At 51.0% G+C, this 20,110-nt stretch carries 15 protein-coding genes; 9 read left to right on the top strand and 6 right to left on the bottom strand.

Going from position 1 to position 20,110, the window contains the following annotated elements:
• Nucleotides 1-18 precede the first annotated feature (18 nt).
• Nucleotides 19-678, bottom strand: a complete 660-nt coding sequence (locus L1285_RS09335) for a GNAT family N-acetyltransferase (protein WP_235412113.1) — start codon at nt 676-678, stop codon at nt 19-21.
• Between the two features lie 162 nt (nt 679-840).
• Nucleotides 841-4,140 carry a VPS10 domain-containing protein gene (locus L1285_RS09330; protein WP_235412112.1) on the bottom strand — a complete coding sequence of 1,100 codons (3,300 nt, stop codon included), beginning with the start codon at nt 4,138-4,140 and terminating at the stop codon, nt 841-843.
• Nucleotides 4,141-4,650: 510 nt separating this feature from the next.
• On the opposite strand from L1285_RS09330, the gene L1285_RS09325 reads away from it, so the two are divergent.
• The 4 genes from L1285_RS09325 to L1285_RS09310 all read left to right on the top strand — a co-directional run bounded on the left by L1285_RS09325 (nt 4,651) and on the right by L1285_RS09310 (nt 10,844).
• On the top strand, nt 4,651-6,978 hold the full coding sequence (locus tag L1285_RS09325; protein ID WP_235412111.1) for a TonB-dependent receptor: 2,328 nt from the start codon (nt 4,651-4,653) through the stop codon (nt 6,976-6,978).
• Nucleotides 6,979-7,259: 281 nt separating this feature from the next.
• The gene (locus L1285_RS09320; RefSeq protein ID WP_235412110.1) at nt 7,260-7,877 is read left to right on the top strand and encodes a response regulator transcription factor; all 618 of its coding nucleotides are present in this window, start codon (nt 7,260-7,262) and stop codon (nt 7,875-7,877) included.
• Nucleotides 7,878-8,026: 149 nt separating this feature from the next.
• Entirely contained in the window at nt 8,027-10,141 is a 2,115-nt protein-coding gene (locus L1285_RS09315) for a dockerin type I domain-containing protein (protein ID WP_235412109.1), read from the top strand.
• Nucleotides 10,142-10,202: 61 nt separating this feature from the next.
• Complete coding sequence (locus tag L1285_RS09310) at nt 10,203-10,844, top strand: cohesin domain-containing protein (protein ID WP_235412108.1); 642 nt, start codon at nt 10,203-10,205, stop codon at nt 10,842-10,844.
• Between the two features lie 14 nt (nt 10,845-10,858).
• Here the strand turns inward: L1285_RS09310 and L1285_RS09305 are convergent, their stop codons facing one another.
• On the bottom strand, nt 10,859-11,110 hold the full coding sequence (locus tag L1285_RS09305; protein WP_268836009.1) for a TIGR03643 family protein: 252 nt from the start codon (nt 11,108-11,110) through the stop codon (nt 10,859-10,861).
• 269 nt (nt 11,111-11,379) lie between these two features.
• On the opposite strand from L1285_RS09305, the gene L1285_RS09300 reads away from it, so the two are divergent.
• Nucleotides 11,380-11,943 carry a BON domain-containing protein gene (locus tag L1285_RS09300; protein ID WP_235412107.1) on the top strand — a complete coding sequence of 188 codons (564 nt, stop codon included), beginning with the start codon at nt 11,380-11,382 and terminating at the stop codon, nt 11,941-11,943.
• Between the two features lie 65 nt (nt 11,944-12,008).
• Nucleotides 12,009-12,584, top strand: coding sequence for an outer membrane beta-barrel protein (locus L1285_RS09295; RefSeq protein WP_235412106.1), 576 nt, complete (start codon nt 12,009-12,011; stop codon nt 12,582-12,584).
• A 368-nt stretch (nt 12,585-12,952) separates the two neighbouring features.
• On the opposite strand, the gene L1285_RS09290 is transcribed toward L1285_RS09295, so the two are convergent.
• Nucleotides 12,953-14,374, bottom strand: coding sequence for an alanine/glycine:cation symporter family protein (locus L1285_RS09290; RefSeq protein ID WP_235412105.1), 1,422 nt, complete (start codon nt 14,372-14,374; stop codon nt 12,953-12,955).
• Between the two features lie 57 nt (nt 14,375-14,431).
• Complete coding sequence (gene ctlX, locus L1285_RS09285; RefSeq protein WP_046003555.1) at nt 14,432-15,346, bottom strand: citrulline utilization hydrolase CtlX; 915 nt, start codon at nt 15,344-15,346, stop codon at nt 14,432-14,434.
• A gap of 102 nt (nt 15,347-15,448) precedes the next feature.
• Here ctlX and L1285_RS09280 point away from each other — a divergent pair, with 102 nt between their 5' ends.
• A complete protein-coding gene (locus tag L1285_RS09280; RefSeq protein WP_235412104.1) occupies nt 15,449-17,272 on the top strand; it encodes an Hsp70 family protein in 1,824 nt (607 codons plus the stop codon).
• A complete protein-coding gene (locus tag L1285_RS09275; RefSeq protein ID WP_235412103.1) occupies nt 17,265-18,026 on the top strand; it encodes a J domain-containing protein in 762 nt (253 codons plus the stop codon). Before L1285_RS09280 ends, L1285_RS09275 begins: the two co-directional genes overlap by 8 nt.
• Here the strand turns inward: L1285_RS09275 and L1285_RS09270 are convergent.
• Nucleotides 18,023-18,979 carry a bile acid:sodium symporter family protein gene (locus tag L1285_RS09270; RefSeq protein WP_235412102.1) on the bottom strand — a complete coding sequence of 319 codons (957 nt, stop codon included), beginning with the start codon at nt 18,977-18,979 and terminating at the stop codon, nt 18,023-18,025. The genes L1285_RS09275 and L1285_RS09270 overlap by 4 nt on opposite strands.
• A 141-nt stretch (nt 18,980-19,120) precedes the next feature.
• Between L1285_RS09270 and L1285_RS09265 the strand changes: the two genes are divergently transcribed.
• Complete coding sequence (locus tag L1285_RS09265) at nt 19,121-20,095, top strand: winged helix-turn-helix domain-containing protein (RefSeq protein WP_235412101.1); 975 nt, start codon at nt 19,121-19,123, stop codon at nt 20,093-20,095.
• Nucleotides 20,096-20,110 lie beyond the last annotated feature (15 nt).

Genomic DNA, 20,110 nt, shown 5'->3' with positions numbered 1-20,110 from the left:
CATACAGGTTAGCGCGGGTCAGGCCAAGTGGCCAGAGGGCGATTTGCGCTCGCCAAAAGTCGTAAAGATTTGCTCATAAAAATGCGCCCGGGTGCCCATCAGCAGCGCGGCGCGTTTATGCGGAAAGTCAAACTCAAACTGGCTGTCATAGCCCAGCTCAGCCATGCGCATCATCAGCCGTGCGTTATCGGCTCTGGGCTCCAGCACAATGCGTTGAGTCAGTGGCTGGCTTTGGTAGATAAGGTGGCTCAGGCTGCTCATCCAGCCACGAAAGTTCTCCGGTCCACGACAACTTTGTTCCCCCACCAGCAGGTGGATCCCACGGTCATAAGGCGCGGCGTCATAGTGCTGTGCCAGCTTGTCTTTTGCCGCCCAGTACACTTCCAGATAGGCAAACGGCTGCTCATCCAAATAACCAATCAAAGGCAAAGTATGAGCATCGGCGAGTTTCTCGCTGAGATACTGCCATTGCTTTTCCTCACTCCAGGCTTGCTGCCAGAATTGCTCTACCCTGGGGTCATTCATCCAGCGGCAAAAACGCGCCAGATCAGCGCGCTCAATCAGTTTGAGCGAAAAACGCTTGTTGATGTATGGGTTATGATGCTCGGCCAGCACAGCGCCCATTTCGCGGGGCTTATCCTGTTCAAGCCCACTGGCCCATAAGTTTACGATATTCATAGATAGTTTAATCAGATTGGCGGATAACACTTTACCAGACGACTGCTCAGCAAATAAATTTAACGTATTCTATTACTGCCTGTATACCGCGGTATTCATCTATCCGCTAGAAACAAAGGGCTCATTTGAGCCCTTTTTCAGTTCACTATCATCAATGGCAGATTAAATCTGCGGCAGTGACTGGCCGGGTACCCAGGGGGCGCCTTTGGCCTGCAGTTGTTGCTCAAACGCTGGAATGGTGTCGCTCAGAATGGTCTGCAATTCATTACGTATTGCTCTGAGCTCTTGTGTTGCCAGGTCTACGCTGGTGCGAATAGCCGGGGTCGGGCCATACGTCGAGAAGCTGGTGCCAATCAGCGCATGGAACAAACGGTCACCCACGGTGGCCGTGTCATTCGTTGCACCAACCTGGTTTTTCGCCGGGTTGCCGTTCAGGCGGCTGTCCAGTGCCAGCAACTGACTGCGGATGGCTGCAAACTGGCTGTCAAATTCACCCGGTTCAACGGAGGTGCGATCCAGTGACTGCTCCAGCATATCCAGGCGCTTCACCGCTTTGCCCAGTGCCTGGCCGGTTGCGCTGGCCACACGCTGAACATCTGCAAGCTCTTTCCAGAAGGCCGCTACTTTTTCGCCGTCAATTTCCTTGAGCGCGTTACGCTGATTCAGCTGCACCACTTCAAAAGTTTGCGGCGCCTGTAACTGAGTTATCTGGCCGTCGACCTCTTTACTCATGCTGACACTGTAAGTACCCGGTGTCACCAGTGGGCCCTGAGGGTTAGGCGAGAAGTAATTGCCCTGCACGCCAATGGCCTGATGTGCCGGCCAGCGCAAATCCCAGTTAATGCGGTGCAAGCCTTTTTTGGCCTTGCCCTGCAATTTGCGGATCACGTTGCCCTGGGCATCGCGCACAGTGAACCACACAACCGGCTGCTGCTGACGTTCTTCGTCTTCCAGCGACTGCCAAGATGGAACACCAAATGACTTGTCATCTTCTTTCAGGGCTTTTTCTTTTTCCTGACGCTGCGCCTTCAGGCTCTTAATGTCGTCTTTAAGGTAGTAAGTAAAAGTGGCACCAAAGTCTGGGTTCGGTGCACGGTACTTATTGCCGCCCTGAGTGCCCACTTCCCCGCCACCCAGCGGGCTGCGTTCGATATACCAAAGTGCATCGCGGGTTGGGAATAACAAAGACTCCTCGGCCAGCTTATCCTCAGACAGATTGCGCAGTGCGCGGTAGTCATCCAGCACAAAGAAGCCGCGGCCAAAACTGGCGCCCACTAAGTCGTTTTCACGGCGCTGAATGGCCAGATCGCGGAACGAAATGGTCGGTACGTTGCCCGTCAGCTCCACCCAGCGTTTACCGCCATCAATGGTGAAAAACAGGCCAAACTCAGTACCCGCGAATAACAGTTTCGGGTCGACATGATCTTGTACCACACGCCATACCAAGTGTTTGTCCGGCAAATTGCTGGCGATCGACTTCCAGGATTTACCACGGTTGGTACTTTTCAGTAAGTAAGGCTTATAATCACCGAATTTGTGGTTATCCAGCGCAATATACACGGTATCCGGGTCAAACAGGTCGGCTTTAATGTCGTTGATAAATGCCGTATCTGGCACTTTAGGTAAACGTTTTACATCGACTTTACGCCAGGACTTGCCGCCATTTTCGGTGATCTGAATATGCCCATCGTCGGTGCCGGCATACAGCAGGCCTTCTACCAGCGGCGACTCCGATAAAGAAGTGATGGTGCTGTATTGTGACATTGCGAACATATCCCAGGCGCCATCCCAGCCCTGCTTACCCCCCATGATAGGCTGATGAATACGCTCGCGGTTTTTGGTTAAATCGTCTGAGATTGGCGTCCAGCTGTCGCCACGGTCTTCAGACTGCCACACCCGGTGTGAGGCAAAATACAAGCGCGACGGTTTGTGCGGGCTGACCAGAATGGGCGCGTCCCAGTTAAAGCGTTCAGGCTTTTCACCCTTACCAGGCTGCGGCTTAATATAGACAATTTCACCCGTGGTGCGGTCATAACGGGTCAGGTTGCCCTGTTGCCACTGCGCATACACAATATCCGGATTACCTGGCTCAGTGGCTGGTTGGTGACCATCACCAAACAGCACCACTTTCCAGTCGGTGTTCAAAATGCCGTGGCTGTTTAGCGTACGAGACGGCCCGCCCTGGGTATTGTTATCCTGCGTACCGCCGTAAATGTTATAGAATGGCTTGTCATCGTCCAGTGCCAGCTTGTAGTACTGAGTGACCGGCAAGTTTTCGTGATAGCGCCAGTGCACACCACTGTCGAAGCTCTCATATAAACCGCCATCAGAGCCGACCATCATGTAATTCTTATCACCGGCGATGAACTCCATCGCATGGTTATCGCCATGTTTGTCTTTCTCTTGCATTCTTTTGAAAGACTGGCCACCATCTTTGGACTCATGTAGACGCACACCGGCCAGATAGATATGGTCGAAGTGGTGAGGGCTGGCGTAGAGCTCCTGGTAGTAATGCGGTCCGGTACCACCCGCGACGGCATCGGCCCCTTTCACCCAGGATGCCCCGCGATCCGAGGAGCGATATACCGCACCTGTGCGACGGTTGAGTTCAATTGCGGCATACACCACATCCGGATTGATTGGCGAAACTTCCAGGCCAATCTTACCCATTTCCCCCGCCGGTAACCCTTGCGACAGCTTTTGCCAGGTTTTACCACCGTCGGTCGATTTATGCAGGCCCGAACCCGGACCGCCGCCATAGTACGCAGCCACGGTACGGTGGCGCTGCCAGGTTGCCGCATACAACACATTCGGATCGCGCGGGTCGATGGCCACGTCGGTCACGCCGGTCCAGTCATTGTCGCCCAGCACTTTGTCCCAGGTTTTACCGCCGTCGATGGTTTTGTACAGACCGCGCTGACCGCCTTTGCTCCATAAAGGGCCCTGAGCTGCCACCCACACTGTGTTTGAGTCGCTTGGGTGAACAATGATCTCGGAAATATGCCCTGAGTTTTTCAGGCCCATATTGGTCCAATTTGCCCCGCCATCATGACTGACATAAATGCCATCACCAAAGCTGACGTGACGACCGCCGACGTTTTCACCCGTTCCAACCCAGACGGTATTGCTATTATTTGGATCCAGCACCACGGCACCAATAGAATAGACCGGCTGATCATCAAAAATGGGTTGCCAGGTCACGCCCGCATTATTCGTTTTCCATACTCCGCCGGAGCCAACTCCCACATACCAGACACTGGTATCTCTGGGGTCGATGGCAATATCGGCAATGCGGCCCGACATAAAGCCCGGCCCAATATTTCTCAGCTCAAGCCCCTTGAAGGTGGCCGCAGACAATACCCCTTCATCACCTTTTGCAGCCAGCCCAGGCAAGCTACACAGCGCAGTGGCAGCACCAAACAATGCGATACGCATAGTGCGGCCAAGTTTTAGTTGTTGCATACATTTTCCCTATTTTTATTTTTGGATTACCCAGAGCGTTACAATATAACACCTCGAAAAAACTTATTAACAGTATGTTACATACAAAGGCAGTGCAATAAGTGTGCGTTGGCGCTCAAATAAAATGCGATAAAGAACGGAGGCAGAAAATCGGATTATCAGCTTGTCATAAAGACATACAATTTAGAGATATGATTTAATTAAAAAAGTTTTTTATGAGATATCATTGTTATCCAGTTCGCCGCCCAGCTCACCGCCTGCCCTGGCAAGATTAACAGTCCCCTGTCCGACATAGATGCATTGATGGCATACATTTTCGTGATTTACTGTTAACCAAACCCCAAACCGGATATCGCGTCAATCGATTACATATCAGCCAGATAAATAAAAAAGCCTATTTAGGCCCGTATACGCAAATGATAGTGGATATCATTTGTATTTTTAGAATAATCCAGTATTATGCCCGGGAAAAATTATTTATAACTCTCTTACTCTCTGGAAGCGTGACGTATGAAACTGAATATTTTGGCTAAATCTGTCGGATTAGCGCTGATCTCTGCTGCTACGGCATCAACTTCAGCCATTGCAGATGAAGCAAAAGAACTGGATGTTATCGTAGTACAAGGTCAGAAGATTGACCGTACTTTGCAGGAAACCCCAAGCAGTGTTGCCGTTGTGACCAGCAAAGACATGGAAAAGAACAATCTGCAAAATATCAATGATGTCTTTGCTATGATGCCGAACGTGGCCGGGGATTTTAACCAGGGCTTCAGCATCCGTGGCGTCGATTCGTTCTCGGTTTCCGGAGGGGGCAGCAGCTTTCTGACCAGTATGTACCTGGATGGTGCACCACTGCCATTTCGCATGGTAAAAAGCGGCGGTTTGTCTGTGTGGGATCTGGCTCAGGTTGAAGTGTTCCGTGGCCCGCAATCTACCCTGCAAGGGCGCAACGCACTGGCTGGCGCCATCATGATGCGCTCGCAAGATCCAACTTATGAACCAAGCGCAAAATTAAAAGCAACGGTCGGTCAACACGGTCAGCAGGAATATGCCTTTGCTGGTGGTATGGGACTGGTAGAAGACATGCTGGCGTTCAGAGTCAGTTACGAAGACAAACAAACCGATGGTGACATAGATAACATCACCCGGGGCGATACCGCCAACTTTGAAAACAGCGAAACACTGCGTGCCAAACTGTTATTTGAGCCAAACGATGATGTGGATGTGCTGTTTACTTACACCAACAACGACAACCGCTATGGTGCTCAGTTTGCCATGTATGACTTTGGCGGCACACCGTTTGACCGCCAGGTAGATTTCAACTCACCTATCTGGGAAGAAACCAAAACCGATATTTATAACCTGGAAATGAGTTGGGACCTTAACGACACCACGTCGCTCCACTCAGTCACCACCTATAACGAATCTGACTATCGTTACAACTGGGATGGCGATATGCTGCCCACCCAGCTGGTAAAAGACAACTACGACCACCGTATCGATGAAACCTTCAGCCAAGAATTCAGAGTGACCTATGAGTCTGACGCAATCCAGGCTGCGTTTGGTGTCTACGCTTCTCAGGTCGATGTCGATGACAAAGCACAAGGCCAGCGTCTGATGACCCTGGAGCAAGCGGTCAGAGCACCCGATCTGGTTACCGCGGTAACAGGCCTGCTAATGCAACAAGGTCTGCCTGCTGAAATGGCTGCACAAACCGCGGCAATGGTTGCGCCTTTCTATCCAGATATCGACCCGATCAATCTTGAGCTTAATTATGGTCTGACACAAAAGATCAAAACGGCGGCAGTTTATGGCGACCTGACATGGTCTGTCACTGACCAAATTGACCTGCTGGCCGGACTACGCTACGACACCGAAGAGCAAACCAATAGTGCCAACAATGCCTACAAGATCAATAACCCAATGCCAGATCCAGCTCAGGTTCCGGCCCAAATTGCACCGGTTATTAGTGGCATCAATGCCCACCTGCACAGCTTTGCACAAGCCGCTTCCGGTGTAGAGCCAGCAACCAAAGAAGACTTCAGTGCGTGGTTGCCAAAACTAGGCGCCACTTACCACTTTAACCAGGATATGTCGACCAGCTTTATCTACCAAAAAGGCTACCGCTCTGGTGGCGTCGGGTTTAATGTCGCACGCTCCAATATTTTCAGCTACGACCCGGAATACACCAACAACTATGAGTTGTCTTTACGCTCTGTGTGGCTGGACGGCAAACTGGTCGTAAACGCTAATGCGTTCCTACTGAAATGGACAGATCAGCAAGTCATCAAGAGCTATTCTTCGTCTCCTTATGACAAAGAAACCACCAACGCTGCTGAATCAGAAGTGAAAGGGTTTGAAACCGAAGTCTTCTACTACCCAAGCAATAACTGGTCTGTGACTGCGGGTGTGGGACTGGCAGAATCTGAATTTACCGACTATGGCCACCTGACTGGCCGAGCGTTTGAGGATGCGCCTGAGCTAACCGCAAACCTGGCAACTAATTATGCTTTTGACAATGGCTTCTATGTGAATGTCAATGCCAAGTATACCGACTCAAGCATTGCCTACCTGGACCCGGCTGCATCTTTAACGAAAGAAAAGTATGCCGTTAACTCAGATCCAGTCAATGATCAGCATACGATTGTGAATACACAGTTGGGCTACAACTGGGATAACTACACCGTACGCCTGGACGTGAGGAACCTGTTCGATAAAGAATATATCAGCACCTACTTTAAAGATGCCGATAACCAGGGTAACCCGTTTACCAGCTACGGCCAGATGTACCTTGGTAAATCTCGTCAGGTGTCGTTAACGCTTCAGATGAATTTCTAAGTCGCTACGAACACCCGTATTTAAAAAGCCGCCATCGGGCGGCTTTTTATTACAACTGATTCTTACAGTCAATCCTGTATTGCAACGCCTTTGCACTGCGAGCTTTTTACACTCAAACAACCCACCTGAGCGCGCCTGCTTTATTGTTTGCCCTTCCCGTTCAACAAAGCAACGTGATACCAAAAACAACTCACCTCCTTGCTAACACGGTAACAGATAACATTTTAATATCCACACTAATGTGTTGAAATATATAAAATTACCCAAAACATTGATTAACCATGAAAATCCTCGTTGCGGATGACCATCATATCGTCAGGCAGGGACTGCTGGCGTTGATCCAGGCAGCTAACGTTGGCACCATCATTGCCGATGTCGACTCCGGTGAACGGGCCTGGCAATACATTATCAGCCATCAACCGGATATTGCCATCCTGGATATTACTATGGGCGAAGTAAGCGGGCTCAGCGTGTGTCAGCGCATCAAAGCGCGTCGTCTTAAAACCCGGGTGATTTTACTGACAATGCACAGTGACATTAAAGTCATTGATACCGCACTGGAAGCCGGCGCCCATGGCTATTTACTTAAAAACGATGCGTTTAATTCGCTAGCCAACGCAATCCAAACCGTACAAGCTGGCAGGCAGTATCTCAGTGCAGATAATCAATCCGAGTTGCAAAGCTATCGCAACAACAAAACTGACTTTGATTTAACCAGCCGGGAAAAGGAAATCATCCGCTATATTTCTCAGGGCCAAACCAATAAAAAAATTGCCGAAACCTTATATATATCGGCTAAAACCGTGGATGCGCACCGCACCCGGATTATGAAAAAGCTGGGATTTAATAAAACCGCTCAGTTAGTACGCTTCGCAATTGAAGAAGGCTTATCGTTGTAATGCACAAACACGATACATACTAAGTGCCAGTATAGGGTAAATACCCTATACCCTGCCTATCGCTATCACACTACCCTTGAGCCAATACCCACACACTCGTTGCAAAAGCCACAAATCTGCAGCGATACAATACAACTCAAGGAATAGATATGGATACACGCAAAAAAAATACTTTGCACACACGCTCAAACATAGCCTCTTCATTTTTCAGTCGCAGCCTGCTTGCAGTTAGTGTACTCGGCATACCTTATGCAGCCCAGGCACAACAGCCTGATAAAGTCGGCGAGCGGGTTACTGTGAACTCCCATTTACCGGGCCCTCAGGGCCACCAAACCATGGAATTACTCCAGGATGGGAGTTATGTTGTGGCCTGGGAAAGCCATAATCAGGGGAATAGCCGCAGCGGAATTTACGCACAGAGATATAGCCAAAGTGGCACGCCACTTGGCAGTGAATTTAACGTCAATGCGCCAACACATACTCGACCGCTTGAAAGACCCGCTATCAGCCGTCTATCTGACGGTGGCTTTGTCATTATCTGGCTTCGCAAAGATAGCGCAGATTACACCTATGCCCTGATTGGTCAACGCTTTCATGCCAATGGCGCAAAGAATGGACAGGAATTTCAGGTGCCGGGCCAGGTATCTGGCGGTTATGGCTTTCTCAGCGTCAGCGATCTGCCCGATGGCGGGTTTATAGTCACATGGCACCAGCAAGCAGATGCACCCGAAACCCGTTCGGACATCGTAGCACAGAGATATACCGTAAATGGTGTACCTAACGGCGCCAGAATCGAAGTAAATACGTCCAAACGGGGTGATGCATTCAACCCTGTTGTAATCACATTGAACAATGGCCAATATGTCATTGCCTGGGAAGCACCTGACAGTGCGGGTAACTATGATATTGTCGCTCAGCGTTATAACACCGACGGAATAAAATCTGGCAGCGAACATACTTTACACCCAGGTGATGAAATTCACCAGGCTGCGGCGGCACTCAGTGCGCTCCCGGATGGGGGCTATATCGCAACCTGGCAAGCACAAAGCGATAATCGTTGGGGTATTTTTGCACGGCGTTTTGCATCCGATGGAAGCTCATCCAGTAGCATATTCCAGGTTAATACGGGCGTCGCCACCAAACATCGTGAACCCAAAATCAGCGCTCTTGCCAATGGTGGCTACGTGATAACTTGGATGAATTATGAGGAAAATGGCTCACTTGGTAGTTATTATGCACAAGCTTTTTCACCGGATAATCAAAAGTTAGGCGGCGAATTTCTGATTGAAGGGCCATCTTGGAACGCAATCACTCCACCAAGTGTACTTGGTTTGAGCAATGATAGTTTTGTAGTTAGCTGGGCACACATTGAAAATGATAGCTCTGACTTTGACGTGTTCGCACAACGGTACAAGTTAGCGTCGGTGCAAAGCAACACAATGACACTCTCATTGCCACAAACAGAGGTGCTGCAAGGCGATGTTGTCACATTGCCCCTGCAGGTATCAGGCAGTGATATTTATGGCCTGGATGCAGTTGTTAGCCTGAATGACACCAGCAAAGCCCGTATCTCTGGTGGTGAATATGGTGAGTTTCTGCCTTCACATGAGCGCCTGTCCGTACCTATGGGTATCAGCGACAACCAATGGGATGGTGCACTGGCACTGATGGCCCCGGCCACCGCCAAATCGGGCGAAGGCGACTTTGCCGCTGTCACTCTGATTGCCGAGCAAGCGGGTAACGTCAACCTGACGCTGCAAGCGCAAATGACCGACCAGCAAGGTAATTACCTGCTACAAAACAGTACCGACTACACCTTCACCATCGCGGAATCCGTCACCTTAACGGGTAACATTTCCAGCCTGAGCACCGCTGGCGACCTCGCCTCTGTGACGCTCTTAATCAACGGACAGCGCGCCACTATCAACCCTGATGGCAGTTTCTCTGTGCGCGTTGGCCTGGGTGACGTCACTATGACGCTAAGTGCACCTGGGTATCTCACGGCCGAAAAGCAGGTCAACCTGGCAGCGGGTCAGGCCGATATTGACTTTGGTCAGATAAACCTGGTGGGTGGTGACAGCAATGGCGACAACCAAATCGACATTGCCGACCTGACGCTATTGCTGGGAGCTTATCGCTCAGTTGAAGGCGAACAAAATGGCTATGTGATGGCCGCCGACTTTAACCGCGACGGCGCAATCAACCTGCAGGATCTCACTTTACTGGGTGCCAACTTTGGTAAGCAAGGACCACAAAGCTGGTAACTAATACATGGGGTTAGGGTTTAACGCTAACCCCTTTACAATAATTTTAAGGAACAACAAGATGAACTATATGGTGTGTATTGCGGCGTTGCTGGTGAGCTTGAGCGCTTTTGCAAAGCAAGGGCGTATTTACCTTGAAACGTCTAACCCGCAAATCAAAACCGGCAGCGAATTTTATGTAGATGTGATGGTGGAAAACCTGCCTAAGGTCTACGGCGTACAGCTGACCCTAAGCTACGACGCCAAATCTGTCACCCTTATTGATCAGGATGCTAAAGCCAAGGGCACGCAGCTGGAACAGGGTGACTTTCTCAATAAGAAACACCTTTACACCCTGCGTAACCAAGCGGACCTGCAATCAGGACAGATCCAGTATATTGCAAGCCAGGTCGCACCGGCACAAAGTGCTGCCGGTAGCGGTCGCCTTGCCCGGCTGTACTTCAATGCTCCAGCCAATACCAGTGAAACCGAGGTGTCTATTCAGGTTGCAGAATTTGGCACCCGAAACGGCGAAAAATACACTTACGCAGCCCAGGCGCCTTTAAGCCTGAGCTTTAATGCCAGTTATCAGGTGCAAAGCGCACCGCGCTCAAGCATCCCATTGTGGGCGTTCGGCTTAGCAATAGTGTTGCTACTGAGCATTCTGAGTGCCTTTTTTATCCGCAGACGCCCAGCTACCACGCCTGATAGCCAGCCTGCTTAAATTATGCGCTCTGCTTAGCGATGCTTATACTGTGTCGGGCAATAACCTCTGGACACCTCAGCCGGTCGTATCTTACCGTGCTTGGTTGCCCGACCACTCACCCGCTTGCGCCACAGTCGAAAGCTGGCAGGCTTAAGGTGAGTGCGCATTAGTCGGATCAATGCTGATTCGTTTAATCCGAATTGCTGCTCAATGGCCTCAAACGGCGTTCTGTCTTCCCAGGCCATCTCAATGACCCTCGACTGCTCATCACTCGTTAACTGCATTATGTGCTCTTATCTTGCGTTTCTACCCGGTAACAGTACGAGACAAAAAGCCGCGCGGTTTAGTGGGTTGATTCGTATTTAGTGATGAACCTGAGAGTTTTAAACTTTTTCTATAGAAGAGAGTAAAAATTACAAAGTCATTGATATTTTACATAAAAATTTTTCACTCTTTTATAGCCTAAAAAATATAACCAATAAAAATCAACACCTTAAAATTGGCAAATATATTGCTCTATCTATATCGAATCTAATTTTTAAGGAGTCGAAATATGAAAAAGACACTGTTTATCTCTTTGCTAACTACCTCTTTAATGGCCAGTTCTGCCTTTGCCGCTGACAATAACTGGGAAAAAGAAGCCAGTGATGCCTGGATTGACGGCAAAGCAGAAGCCACCCTGTTATTTAATGGTGAATTGAACAACTTCGATATCAATACAGATGTAAAAAATGGCACGGTCATTTTGACCGGTGAAGTTGAACATGCCGTTGACAAAAAACTTGCTCAAGAGCTGGTGCTGGGCATTGACGGAGTTAAAAACATAGAGAATGAACTAACGGTTGTCGATATGTCTGATGACAAGACGTCGGGCCAACACCAGGCAGAAACCAGCACCTTTACCGATGCCAAAATTGCCACAGTGATCAAGTCACGATTTTTATTTGATTCTGACATCGATGGCACCGACATTGACGTCGATGTCGAGCGCGGTGTCGTGACCCTCTCAGGGGATGTAGATACCGACGCCGAGCGCCAGCTTGCAGTGCAAATTGCCAAAAATGCCGACGATGTAAAATCGGTCAAGTCTCGCCTGACTCTGGATAAAGACGCATAACAGTCTTTGCAGATAACCCCGTTTTAACGCTTTAAACAAACAGATTGAATAAAGAGGGATCAATTATGAAACGCTTTTCTATTGCAACGACGTTACTTGCACTGTGTGGTATGACAGCAACGATGGCACAAGCAGAGACCACATCCGATCCGGACAGCTACAAGATCTACACCGGCCTGGGTTATGGCCAATACTCTTTTCAGTGGGAAGACAGAGAAAATGACACCTCGTTTGATGAAGATGCTTCCATGCTCAAGGCCTATGTAGGTACGAAAATCAATCCATACTGGAGCTTTGAGCTGGCATACGAAAACTTTGATGAAGCCAGTGACATAGACAGCAGCGCGGAAATAGACGGCGTCTCTTTGTCTACCCTCTTGTCGGCTCCTATTAATGAATACTTTTCTTTGTACGCCAAAGGCGGCTGGCTGGAGTGGGACGCTGAGCTCTATACCGACATCCCGGCTATTGGCCGGATAACCTCTGAGCTCGAAGGGGGCGACTGGCTATATGGTGCGGGTGCAACGTTTCATGTCAGCGACAACGTCAATCTGCGTCTGGAATACGTACGCTATGAGCTGGAAAAAAACATTGAACCGGATATGGATGTGGCCTCGGTCTCGGTAGAGTATCAATTTTAAAATGACTGAGAAACGCACTGCACAGCAGTTCCAAAGCGTGGCAGTGGCCGCATGAGCTCGGCTACTGCAACCAAACGTCAGGCTAAACTGCTGTATAACGGAGATACCGGCCCAGAGCCGGTATCACTATTTCACCTTGCGTAAAGACCAAGCTAAAGCTTGACTTTACACCACAGTTCGCCAAAAAAGAGATAATTAATCTCTGGTACGAGTGGACAAACCTCCTTGCGGAGGGCTTTCGGCTCACCCGTCCATGTCTCGCGTTCGCCATAAAAGAGATACTTAATCTCTGGTACGAGTGGGCACACATCCTTGTGGGGGGCTTCCGGCTCGACGTCCATGTCTCGCGTTCGCCAAAAAAGAGATAATTAATCTCTTTTTTGGCTCACCCAAACATCTTTGTGTAAGTAGCCTTGATAGTTGACTTTGCTTGGGTCGAAGTGGATTTTTTTCGCTGACTTTTGCTGGCTCTGGTAGTCTTTTGTCAGGTTCATAATTGTCGGGGTGAGTTGGATGATGGCGTAGATGTTCACTAGTGTCATCAGGCCCAGGGCCATGTCGGCCAGGCTCCAGACTTGCTGCAAGGTGGCACTGGCGCCCCATAACACCATGGCCAGGTAAACGCTTGTGTAGCCGAGGCGTCCGGCTTTGTTGTCCAGCTTGAACAAGTGCAGGTTGCTTTCTGCATACGCGTAGTTAGCAACCACAGAGGTAAAGGCAAACAAAGTAATGGCGGCGGCTATCAGGTAGTCGCCCACCTCACCAAAATGTGCCTGCATGGCATTCTGGGTCAGGCTGATACCGGCCATTTCGCCGCTAACAGGTAGCCCGGATAGCAATACCACCACGGCGGTACAACTGCACAACACCAGGGTATCAATAAAAACTCCCAGCATTTGCACATAACCCTGCGCCACCGGGTGATTGGGCACCGGCGTTGCCCCGGCTGCCGCATGGGGCACGCTGCCCGCACCCGCTTCGTTGGAATACAAACCGCGCTGAATACCATTTTTAATGGCGGCCCCCAAAGCACCAGCACCGGCTTCTGTGAGGCCAAATGCGGACTGGAAAATATCCAGCAACATGGCGGGCACCTGAGTAATATTGAGGACCAGAATCAACAGTGCGGTTGCCACAAACGCCAGGCCCATAAAGGGCACGATCAGCTCGGCAAAACGCGCAATACTGCGCAGCCCGCCATACACTATCGAGCCTGCCAGCACAGCGATCACCAGGCCCGTGTAGAGCGGATTTATGGCAAAGGTATTGTTCAGCGCTTCGGCAATGGTATTGGCCTGCATGGCGCTGAAACTAAAGCCATAACCGAGGAATAAACACAACGCAAACACCACGGCCAGTTTAGGCTTGCCAAGCCCCGCGCGGATATAATACGCCGGGCCGCCACGAAACTCGCGATGTTCATCGCGCACTTTATAGAGCTGACCGAGCACACTCTCAGCAAAGCCGGTTGCCATACCCAGCAGGGCTATCACCCACATCCAGAACACCGCGCCGCTGCCACCCAGCGAAATGGCCATCGCCACCCCCGCCAGGTTACCTGTGCCGACTCGCGCTGACAGGCCGGTGCATAATGCGGCAAAAGAGCTGATCCCCGAGCTGTCGCCGCTCATGCTGCCTTTCATCACACTGAACATATGGCCAAAGTGACGAAACTGCACCCATTTCAGCCGCCAGGTAAACCAGCATCCGGCTCCCAGCAGCAGGTAAATGAGGATCTGACCCTGCCCCCACAAAAGGTTGTTAATCGGGTCAACGATAAATGCCATCATAGTCACCAGCCTGTTGTTATTGTTGTTGTGTTTATTATGTTTATTCAGCCGCTTGCGTTAACGCCGGGACAAGTGCACACCCGCCAGCATACAGCGTACCGAGCCACCCGCCAGCTCAATGGCAGAAACCTCCAGCGGCAGCAAAGTAACACAGGACTCCAGCACCGCAATTTGCTCAGCCGTTAGCGCATCATAGGCTGTTTGCGACAGCGCCAGCACCCGCCCTTCACTTGCGCTCAGTTCCAGTGCGTTACCACAAAAAGCGTTGATCTGGGCTTCACTCAAAGCTATCAGCTTTTTACCAGCCAGCTGCAAGCGGTGTTTGATTTCTGCGCGCCGCGCCGGGTCAACTATCATATCGAACCCGCCCAACGCATAGTCACTGCCCACACACAGCAGCACATTGGTGTGATAGACCGGTACGCCGCCCTCACTGAGCGCCTCGAACACCATAGGCTCAAAATTAAAATGACTACAGAACCGCTCCAGCACGTGGGAATCCGTACGTTTTGAGCGGGCGGTGTAGGCAACTCGCTCAATGTGATCCAGCACCATAGCGCCGGTACCTTCCAGAAACAGGTTGTCATATTCCAGGCCAGAGTAATCAATCACATCCTGCACCCGGTACTCGCGCTTTAACAGCTCAATGATGTCGGTGCGTCGCTCGCGGCGGCGGTTTTTCGCATACATGGGGTAGATGGCGATTTGCCCACCCGCATGGGTGGAAAACCAGTTGTTTGGAAACACCGAGTCAGGCGTATCTGTGCCTAAGTCTTCGAACAAGTGCACCCGCACGCCGGCCTGCTCCAGTTGCTCGGCCGCCCGCGTTACTTGCTCGTAGGCCAGCTGACTAACCCCGCCATCGAACTGCTGTGCCTGAGACTGAAAACTGTTGTCGGCGCGGGTTTCTTCATTGGGCAAAAAATGATGTGGTCGGATCATCACCACGGCACTGGGCGCTTGTGGAAACATAACTGAATACCTCTAGTACAAATACGGATAACACGCGCCGTCTGGCCGGGCAAGATGGCGTCATTCATACACCTAAACTTGGCTGGTGCACAGGCTAGACGTGTGCGCGCCTGGAATATTTTTTCATCTACCATCGCTCATAAAGAAAACAAACGCAAAAACTATTGCAGTGATTTACTCACTTACCCAAAGCCAATACACTATGCGCTGGATTTACAAACTCAGGAAGTAGTGATGATCACGGTAGGTATCGACTTAGGCACAACCAATAGCGCAATCAGTTACTGGGATGGTGAACAAAGTGTGTTAATTCCCAATTCGCTGGGCGACGCTCTGACCCCGTCGGTGGTTGGGGTTGACAACAGCGGCGAGGTATTAGTGGGCAAAGCGGCTAAAGAGCGGCTGATCTCGCATCCGCTACACACCACCGCCTTGTTTAAACGTTACATGGGTACCCAACGTACCGTGACTCTGGGTAAGCAACACTATAGCGCCGCCGAGTTATCCTCCCTGGTACTGAAATCGCTTAAAGCAGATGCCGAAGCGCAGCTCGCGCAACCCGTTACACAAGCCGTGATCAGCGTACCGGCCTACTTTAACGACTATCAGCGTAAGGCCACGAAACTGGCCGCAGAGCTGGCCGGATTGGAAGTGCTGCGCCTGATCAACGAACCCACCGCGGCGGCACTGGCCTATGGCCTGCAATCACAAGAAGACGACACCCATTACCTGATCCTGGATTTGGGCGGCGGGACGTTTGATGTGACCATTTTGGAATACTTCGACAGGGTAATGGAAGTCAAAGCCTCGGCAGGCGACAACCATCTTGGCGGCGAAGATTTTACCGGCTTGCTGATCTCGGATTTTCTGCGTCAACACCAGTTGCAGCCGCAGCATCTCAATGAGCATCAGCAGCAAAACCTGACCCGACTGATTGACGAGTGTAAATGCCGCTTAAGCGGCGAAAAACAACCGCACTTTGAGATAGAGCTGGCCGAGCAAACTCTGCGCTATGAGCTAAGCGAAGACAAGATGCGCGAGATCTGCCAGCCACTGCTCAACCGTTTACTCACACCCATTGAACGGGCATTTAATGATGCCGGACTGAGTCCCTCAGACATTGACCACATTGTGATGGTCGGTGGAGCATCGCGCATGAATATTTATAAGCAGTGCCTTATCAAAGCACTCAAATGCTTTCCGACTACTCAGCTTGACCCGGACTTGGTGGTGGCGATGGGCGCCGGCATACAGGCAGGCCTGGTAGACAAAAACGAAGCCCTGGATGACGTGGTACTGACCGATGTCTCGGCGTTTAGCCTGGGGACCGGCACCCACAATGAGCACGACAGCGATGGTAAGGTTGGCAACTATTTTACGCCCATTATTGAGCGCAATACCGTTTTGCCGTGCAGTAAAGAGGAGCTATTTTATCCTATCCATAAGGCGCAAAAACGCCTGCTGATGACCATTTACCAGGGTGAAAGCCGCTATGTGAAAAACAACATCAAGCTGGGTGAAATTGATGTGCCGCTGCCCAAATCCGACAGCATCGACGACAAAATGGTCCGCGTACGCTTTACTTACGATATCAGCGGCCTGCTGGATGTAGACATTACGGTAGAGCAAACCCAGCACACCATCAGCCAGACCTTTGAACAGTCTTCTTCGATGCTGTCAGACAAAGAAAAGGCACAGCTGAAAGAGAAAATGCAAAAGCTCAAAGTACACCCCAGAGATCAGCAGCATAACCGCCTGCTGATGGCCAAACTGGAGCGTATTTACGAGCAAAGCCGCGCTCAGTATCGTGAGCAAATAGCCGAGCTCATCAGCGTCTGGGAAGCGGCACTCGCAAGCCAGGACAGCCAACGTATTGAGCAAACCTATCAGGAAATTACCCAATTTTTAAAAGAGTTAGGTGAATAAAGTGACAGACAATCCCTGGGACGTACTGGGCATTGAGCCCGGTGCAGACAAAAAGACCATCAAGCGTGCTTATACAAGCAAGCTCAAGCAGTGTAAACCCGATGAAGATCCTGAAGGGTTTCAGCTACTACGGGCAGCCTATGACGAAGCTCTGGCCCAACTGGAAGAACAACCACAGCAGCGCGTAAAGCTGGGTGCAGAGGAGGCGCCACCGGTTCAGGCCACCGAACAGGTAACCCCACAAAGCAACCCAGCGGAAGTTTTACCTGATATAACTGTGCAACCTCATAGTGAGCCTGTGCAGACACACGTTTGTGCACCCGATGAAGGTGCTCAACAGATGCAGGCGTTCGAAAAAGAACTGACGGAGCTGCTGGATAACGCCTACCGGCGCAACCAGCAAGGTGCCTGGCAACTGCTGATTGAACACCCGGCCTGTGTAGATATGCAAAACCGCCGCACGGCTTCTCACCGGGTATTTCATGCCGTGCTGGGTTTTCAAAAATCAGCGCGCGCGGAAGTCACCCCGCTGGCTATTGAGATCCTGGTGTTTCTGAACCAGCATTTTGACTGGGCTGAAGATCAAACGCTGGAGCAGCAGGTGGGCCATCCTGACTTTTACAATATGACCCACAAAGAAATGCCAGAGCCAGAAGTACGCATAGAGCCGGTGGGCGACACCAGTAACATCGCCAACCTGTTTATTGGCCTGACCATACTCTGTGCGCTGGGCCTGATCATGATTTCGCTCTAAGCGTCTGGCACCTCATGTGACGACGCGGCTGGCTGAGATGGATCCTCGCTGCTGCGTTTACGCCACCAGCTTGCCAGCATAGAGCCGCTGACATTGTGCCACACAGAAAACAAGGTGCCGGCCAATGCACTGGCCGGGGCAAAGAATTTCATTGCCAGGGCAACCGCCAGCCCGGAGTTTTGCAGCCCCACTTCCAACGCAATTGTGCGGCAGCTTTTCTCTGGTAACCCCAACTGCTTGGCCACCAGGTAGCCAAGCGCTAACCCCGTCGTATTGTGCAGCACCACAGCCAGCGCCACGATTGGCCCTATGGTCGGTAAGGTTGCTGCATTCAGTGCCACCACAATGGCGATAATCAGCACAATGGCCGCCACTGAAAACAAAGGCAAAAGTGGTGCCAGGCGCTGTATCGGGGCGCGAAAAAAATGGTTCAGCAGCACACCCAGTACCACCGGGATCAGAACAATTTTAAACAGGTTCAGCATCATGCCCAGGAGCGGAATATCCACTACCTGACCGGCCAGCAGTTCAACCAGTAACGGGGTCAGTACCACCCCAGCAAGGGTGCTGATGGCCGTCATAGAAATAGACAAGGCGACATCGCCTTTGGCCAGAAAACACATTACGTTGCTTGCCGTGCCACCAGCCACACAACCCACCAGCACCATACCTAAGGTCAAATCGGCATCAAACTGCAACAAGGTGGCCACCAGCAAAGCCACCAGCGGCATGACGCTAAACTGTAGCACCAGGCCAACCAGAACCGCTTTGGGTTGTTTGAGCACATGACGAAAGTCCGCCGGAGTCAGGGTCAGCCCCATGGTCAGCATAATAAAGGCAAGTAAAGGAATGATGCTGGCTTTGAGCGCCACAAACGGCTCGGGAGTAAATAGGGCAAAGGCACTGAGCAAAATCGCCCAGAGCGGAAACAGTTGGATGGTTAAACGCAGCATATAAGGCGCTCTGTCTGGCAGTTAAGGTGGCTCAGTTATACCGCATTTACCGCGTAAAACAAATCCTGCCTCTGCGCTCGTATTTTTTACGCTGTGTGATAGAGTTAGGTCCAGTATCGTGGATTTATGCGAAGGAATGACATGGCCGAGTACCGCTTTTTATCTTATCGTTTTGATTGCCAGACACACACGCTAAAACAAGGCAAACAGCCACTGGAGCTGCGCCCGAAAGCCGCCAAAGTGCTGTGTTACCTGCTACAAAATGCCAACACTGTGGTGACCAAACAAGAGATCATCGAAGCAGTCTGGGGCCATACACAGGTTCAGGACCATCGTTTATTTCAGCTGATCAGCGAGCTCAGAAAGCTCGCCCCCGAGCAGGATATGATCCGCACCTTCCCGAATCAGGGTTACTGCTGGCAAGTCAAAACGACCATGATTTCATCGCCCTCTTCATATTCTCTCATTGCCATGGCGGCTTCGGTCACGCTTATACTGGGCGCTGTTACCACAGCCTATCTGGGTAACCTGAACCCGCCTGCTGCCACATCGGCCATGCTGCCGGCATTGTCGGCCTATCACAAGGCCATTGTCGCCTTTGAGCAACAGGATTATGGCCACGCAAAACAATGGCTGACATTTAGCCTGCAAGAAAACCCGGACTCCGTTGAAGCACAACTGCTGATGGCTGAAACCTTGCTGCAATTAGATGAAACAGCACAAGCCCAGCATTATGCCAGCCAGGTTGTGCAGCAAAGCCCCGTTAACAGCTATTACTTTTCCCAGGCAGCTGACGTGCTAAGCCGCCTTTATGCCAGACAGGCCCGCTTTACCGAAGCGCTGGACTTTGCCATTCAGGGACAACAAGCAATCGATGAGCAGGCGATTTGCAGCGCAGTGGTCATGCAACAGCGCATAGCCGATTTGATCTTAGCGCAGCCGGCACCTTTGCACTCCCCCACATTGCAAAATACCAGCGTGCAGCTGCTCACAACGCCCGACACACACTCAAAGCAGGCCATGCTGTGCAAGCAGCTGACCCAGCCGGGCCCGACTTCTATGCGCCTGTGTCCTGCGAGTCACGATGTTCAGGTCGCTCGAGAGAGGCTCGCTTAACCCAATGATTTTATT

It is taken from the genome of Pseudoalteromonas sp. DL2-H2.2, from assembly GCF_021532535.1.
GTDB classification, from domain to species: Bacteria; Pseudomonadota; Gammaproteobacteria; order Enterobacterales; family Alteromonadaceae; genus Pseudoalteromonas; species Pseudoalteromonas rubra_A.
This window is presented reverse-complemented; position numbering and strand designations above follow the sequence as displayed.

Excerpts from the sequence above, each read along its gene's own strand:
- L1285_RS09335 (WP_235412113.1), bottom strand. The coding sequence starts at position 678 with ATGAATATCGTAAACTTATGGGCCAGTGGGCTTGAACAGGATAAGCCC.
- L1285_RS09330 (WP_235412112.1), bottom strand. The coding sequence starts at position 4,140 with ATGCAACAACTAAAACTTGGCCGCACTATGCGTATCGCATTGTTTGGT.
- L1285_RS09325 (WP_235412111.1), top strand. The coding sequence starts at position 4,651 with ATGAAACTGAATATTTTGGCTAAATCTGTCGGATTAGCGCTGATCTCT.
- L1285_RS09320 (WP_235412110.1), top strand. The coding sequence starts at position 7,260 with ATGAAAATCCTCGTTGCGGATGACCATCATATCGTCAGGCAGGGACTG.
- L1285_RS09315 (WP_235412109.1), top strand. The coding sequence starts at position 8,027 with ATGGATACACGCAAAAAAAATACTTTGCACACACGCTCAAACATAGCC.
- L1285_RS09310 (WP_235412108.1), top strand. The coding sequence starts at position 10,203 with ATGAACTATATGGTGTGTATTGCGGCGTTGCTGGTGAGCTTGAGCGCT.
- L1285_RS09305 (WP_268836009.1), bottom strand. The coding sequence starts at position 11,110 with ATGCAGTTAACGAGTGATGAGCAGTCGAGGGTCATTGAGATGGCCTGG.
- L1285_RS09300 (WP_235412107.1), top strand. The coding sequence starts at position 11,380 with ATGAAAAAGACACTGTTTATCTCTTTGCTAACTACCTCTTTAATGGCC.
- L1285_RS09295 (WP_235412106.1), top strand. The coding sequence starts at position 12,009 with ATGAAACGCTTTTCTATTGCAACGACGTTACTTGCACTGTGTGGTATG.
- L1285_RS09290 (WP_235412105.1), bottom strand. The coding sequence starts at position 14,374 with ATGATGGCATTTATCGTTGACCCGATTAACAACCTTTTGTGGGGGCAG.
- ctlX (WP_046003555.1), bottom strand. The coding sequence starts at position 15,346 with ATGTTTCCACAAGCGCCCAGTGCCGTGGTGATGATCCGACCACATCAT.
- L1285_RS09270 (WP_235412102.1), bottom strand. The coding sequence starts at position 18,979 with ATGCTGCGTTTAACCATCCAACTGTTTCCGCTCTGGGCGATTTTGCTC.
- L1285_RS09265 (WP_235412101.1), top strand. The coding sequence starts at position 19,121 with ATGGCCGAGTACCGCTTTTTATCTTATCGTTTTGATTGCCAGACACAC.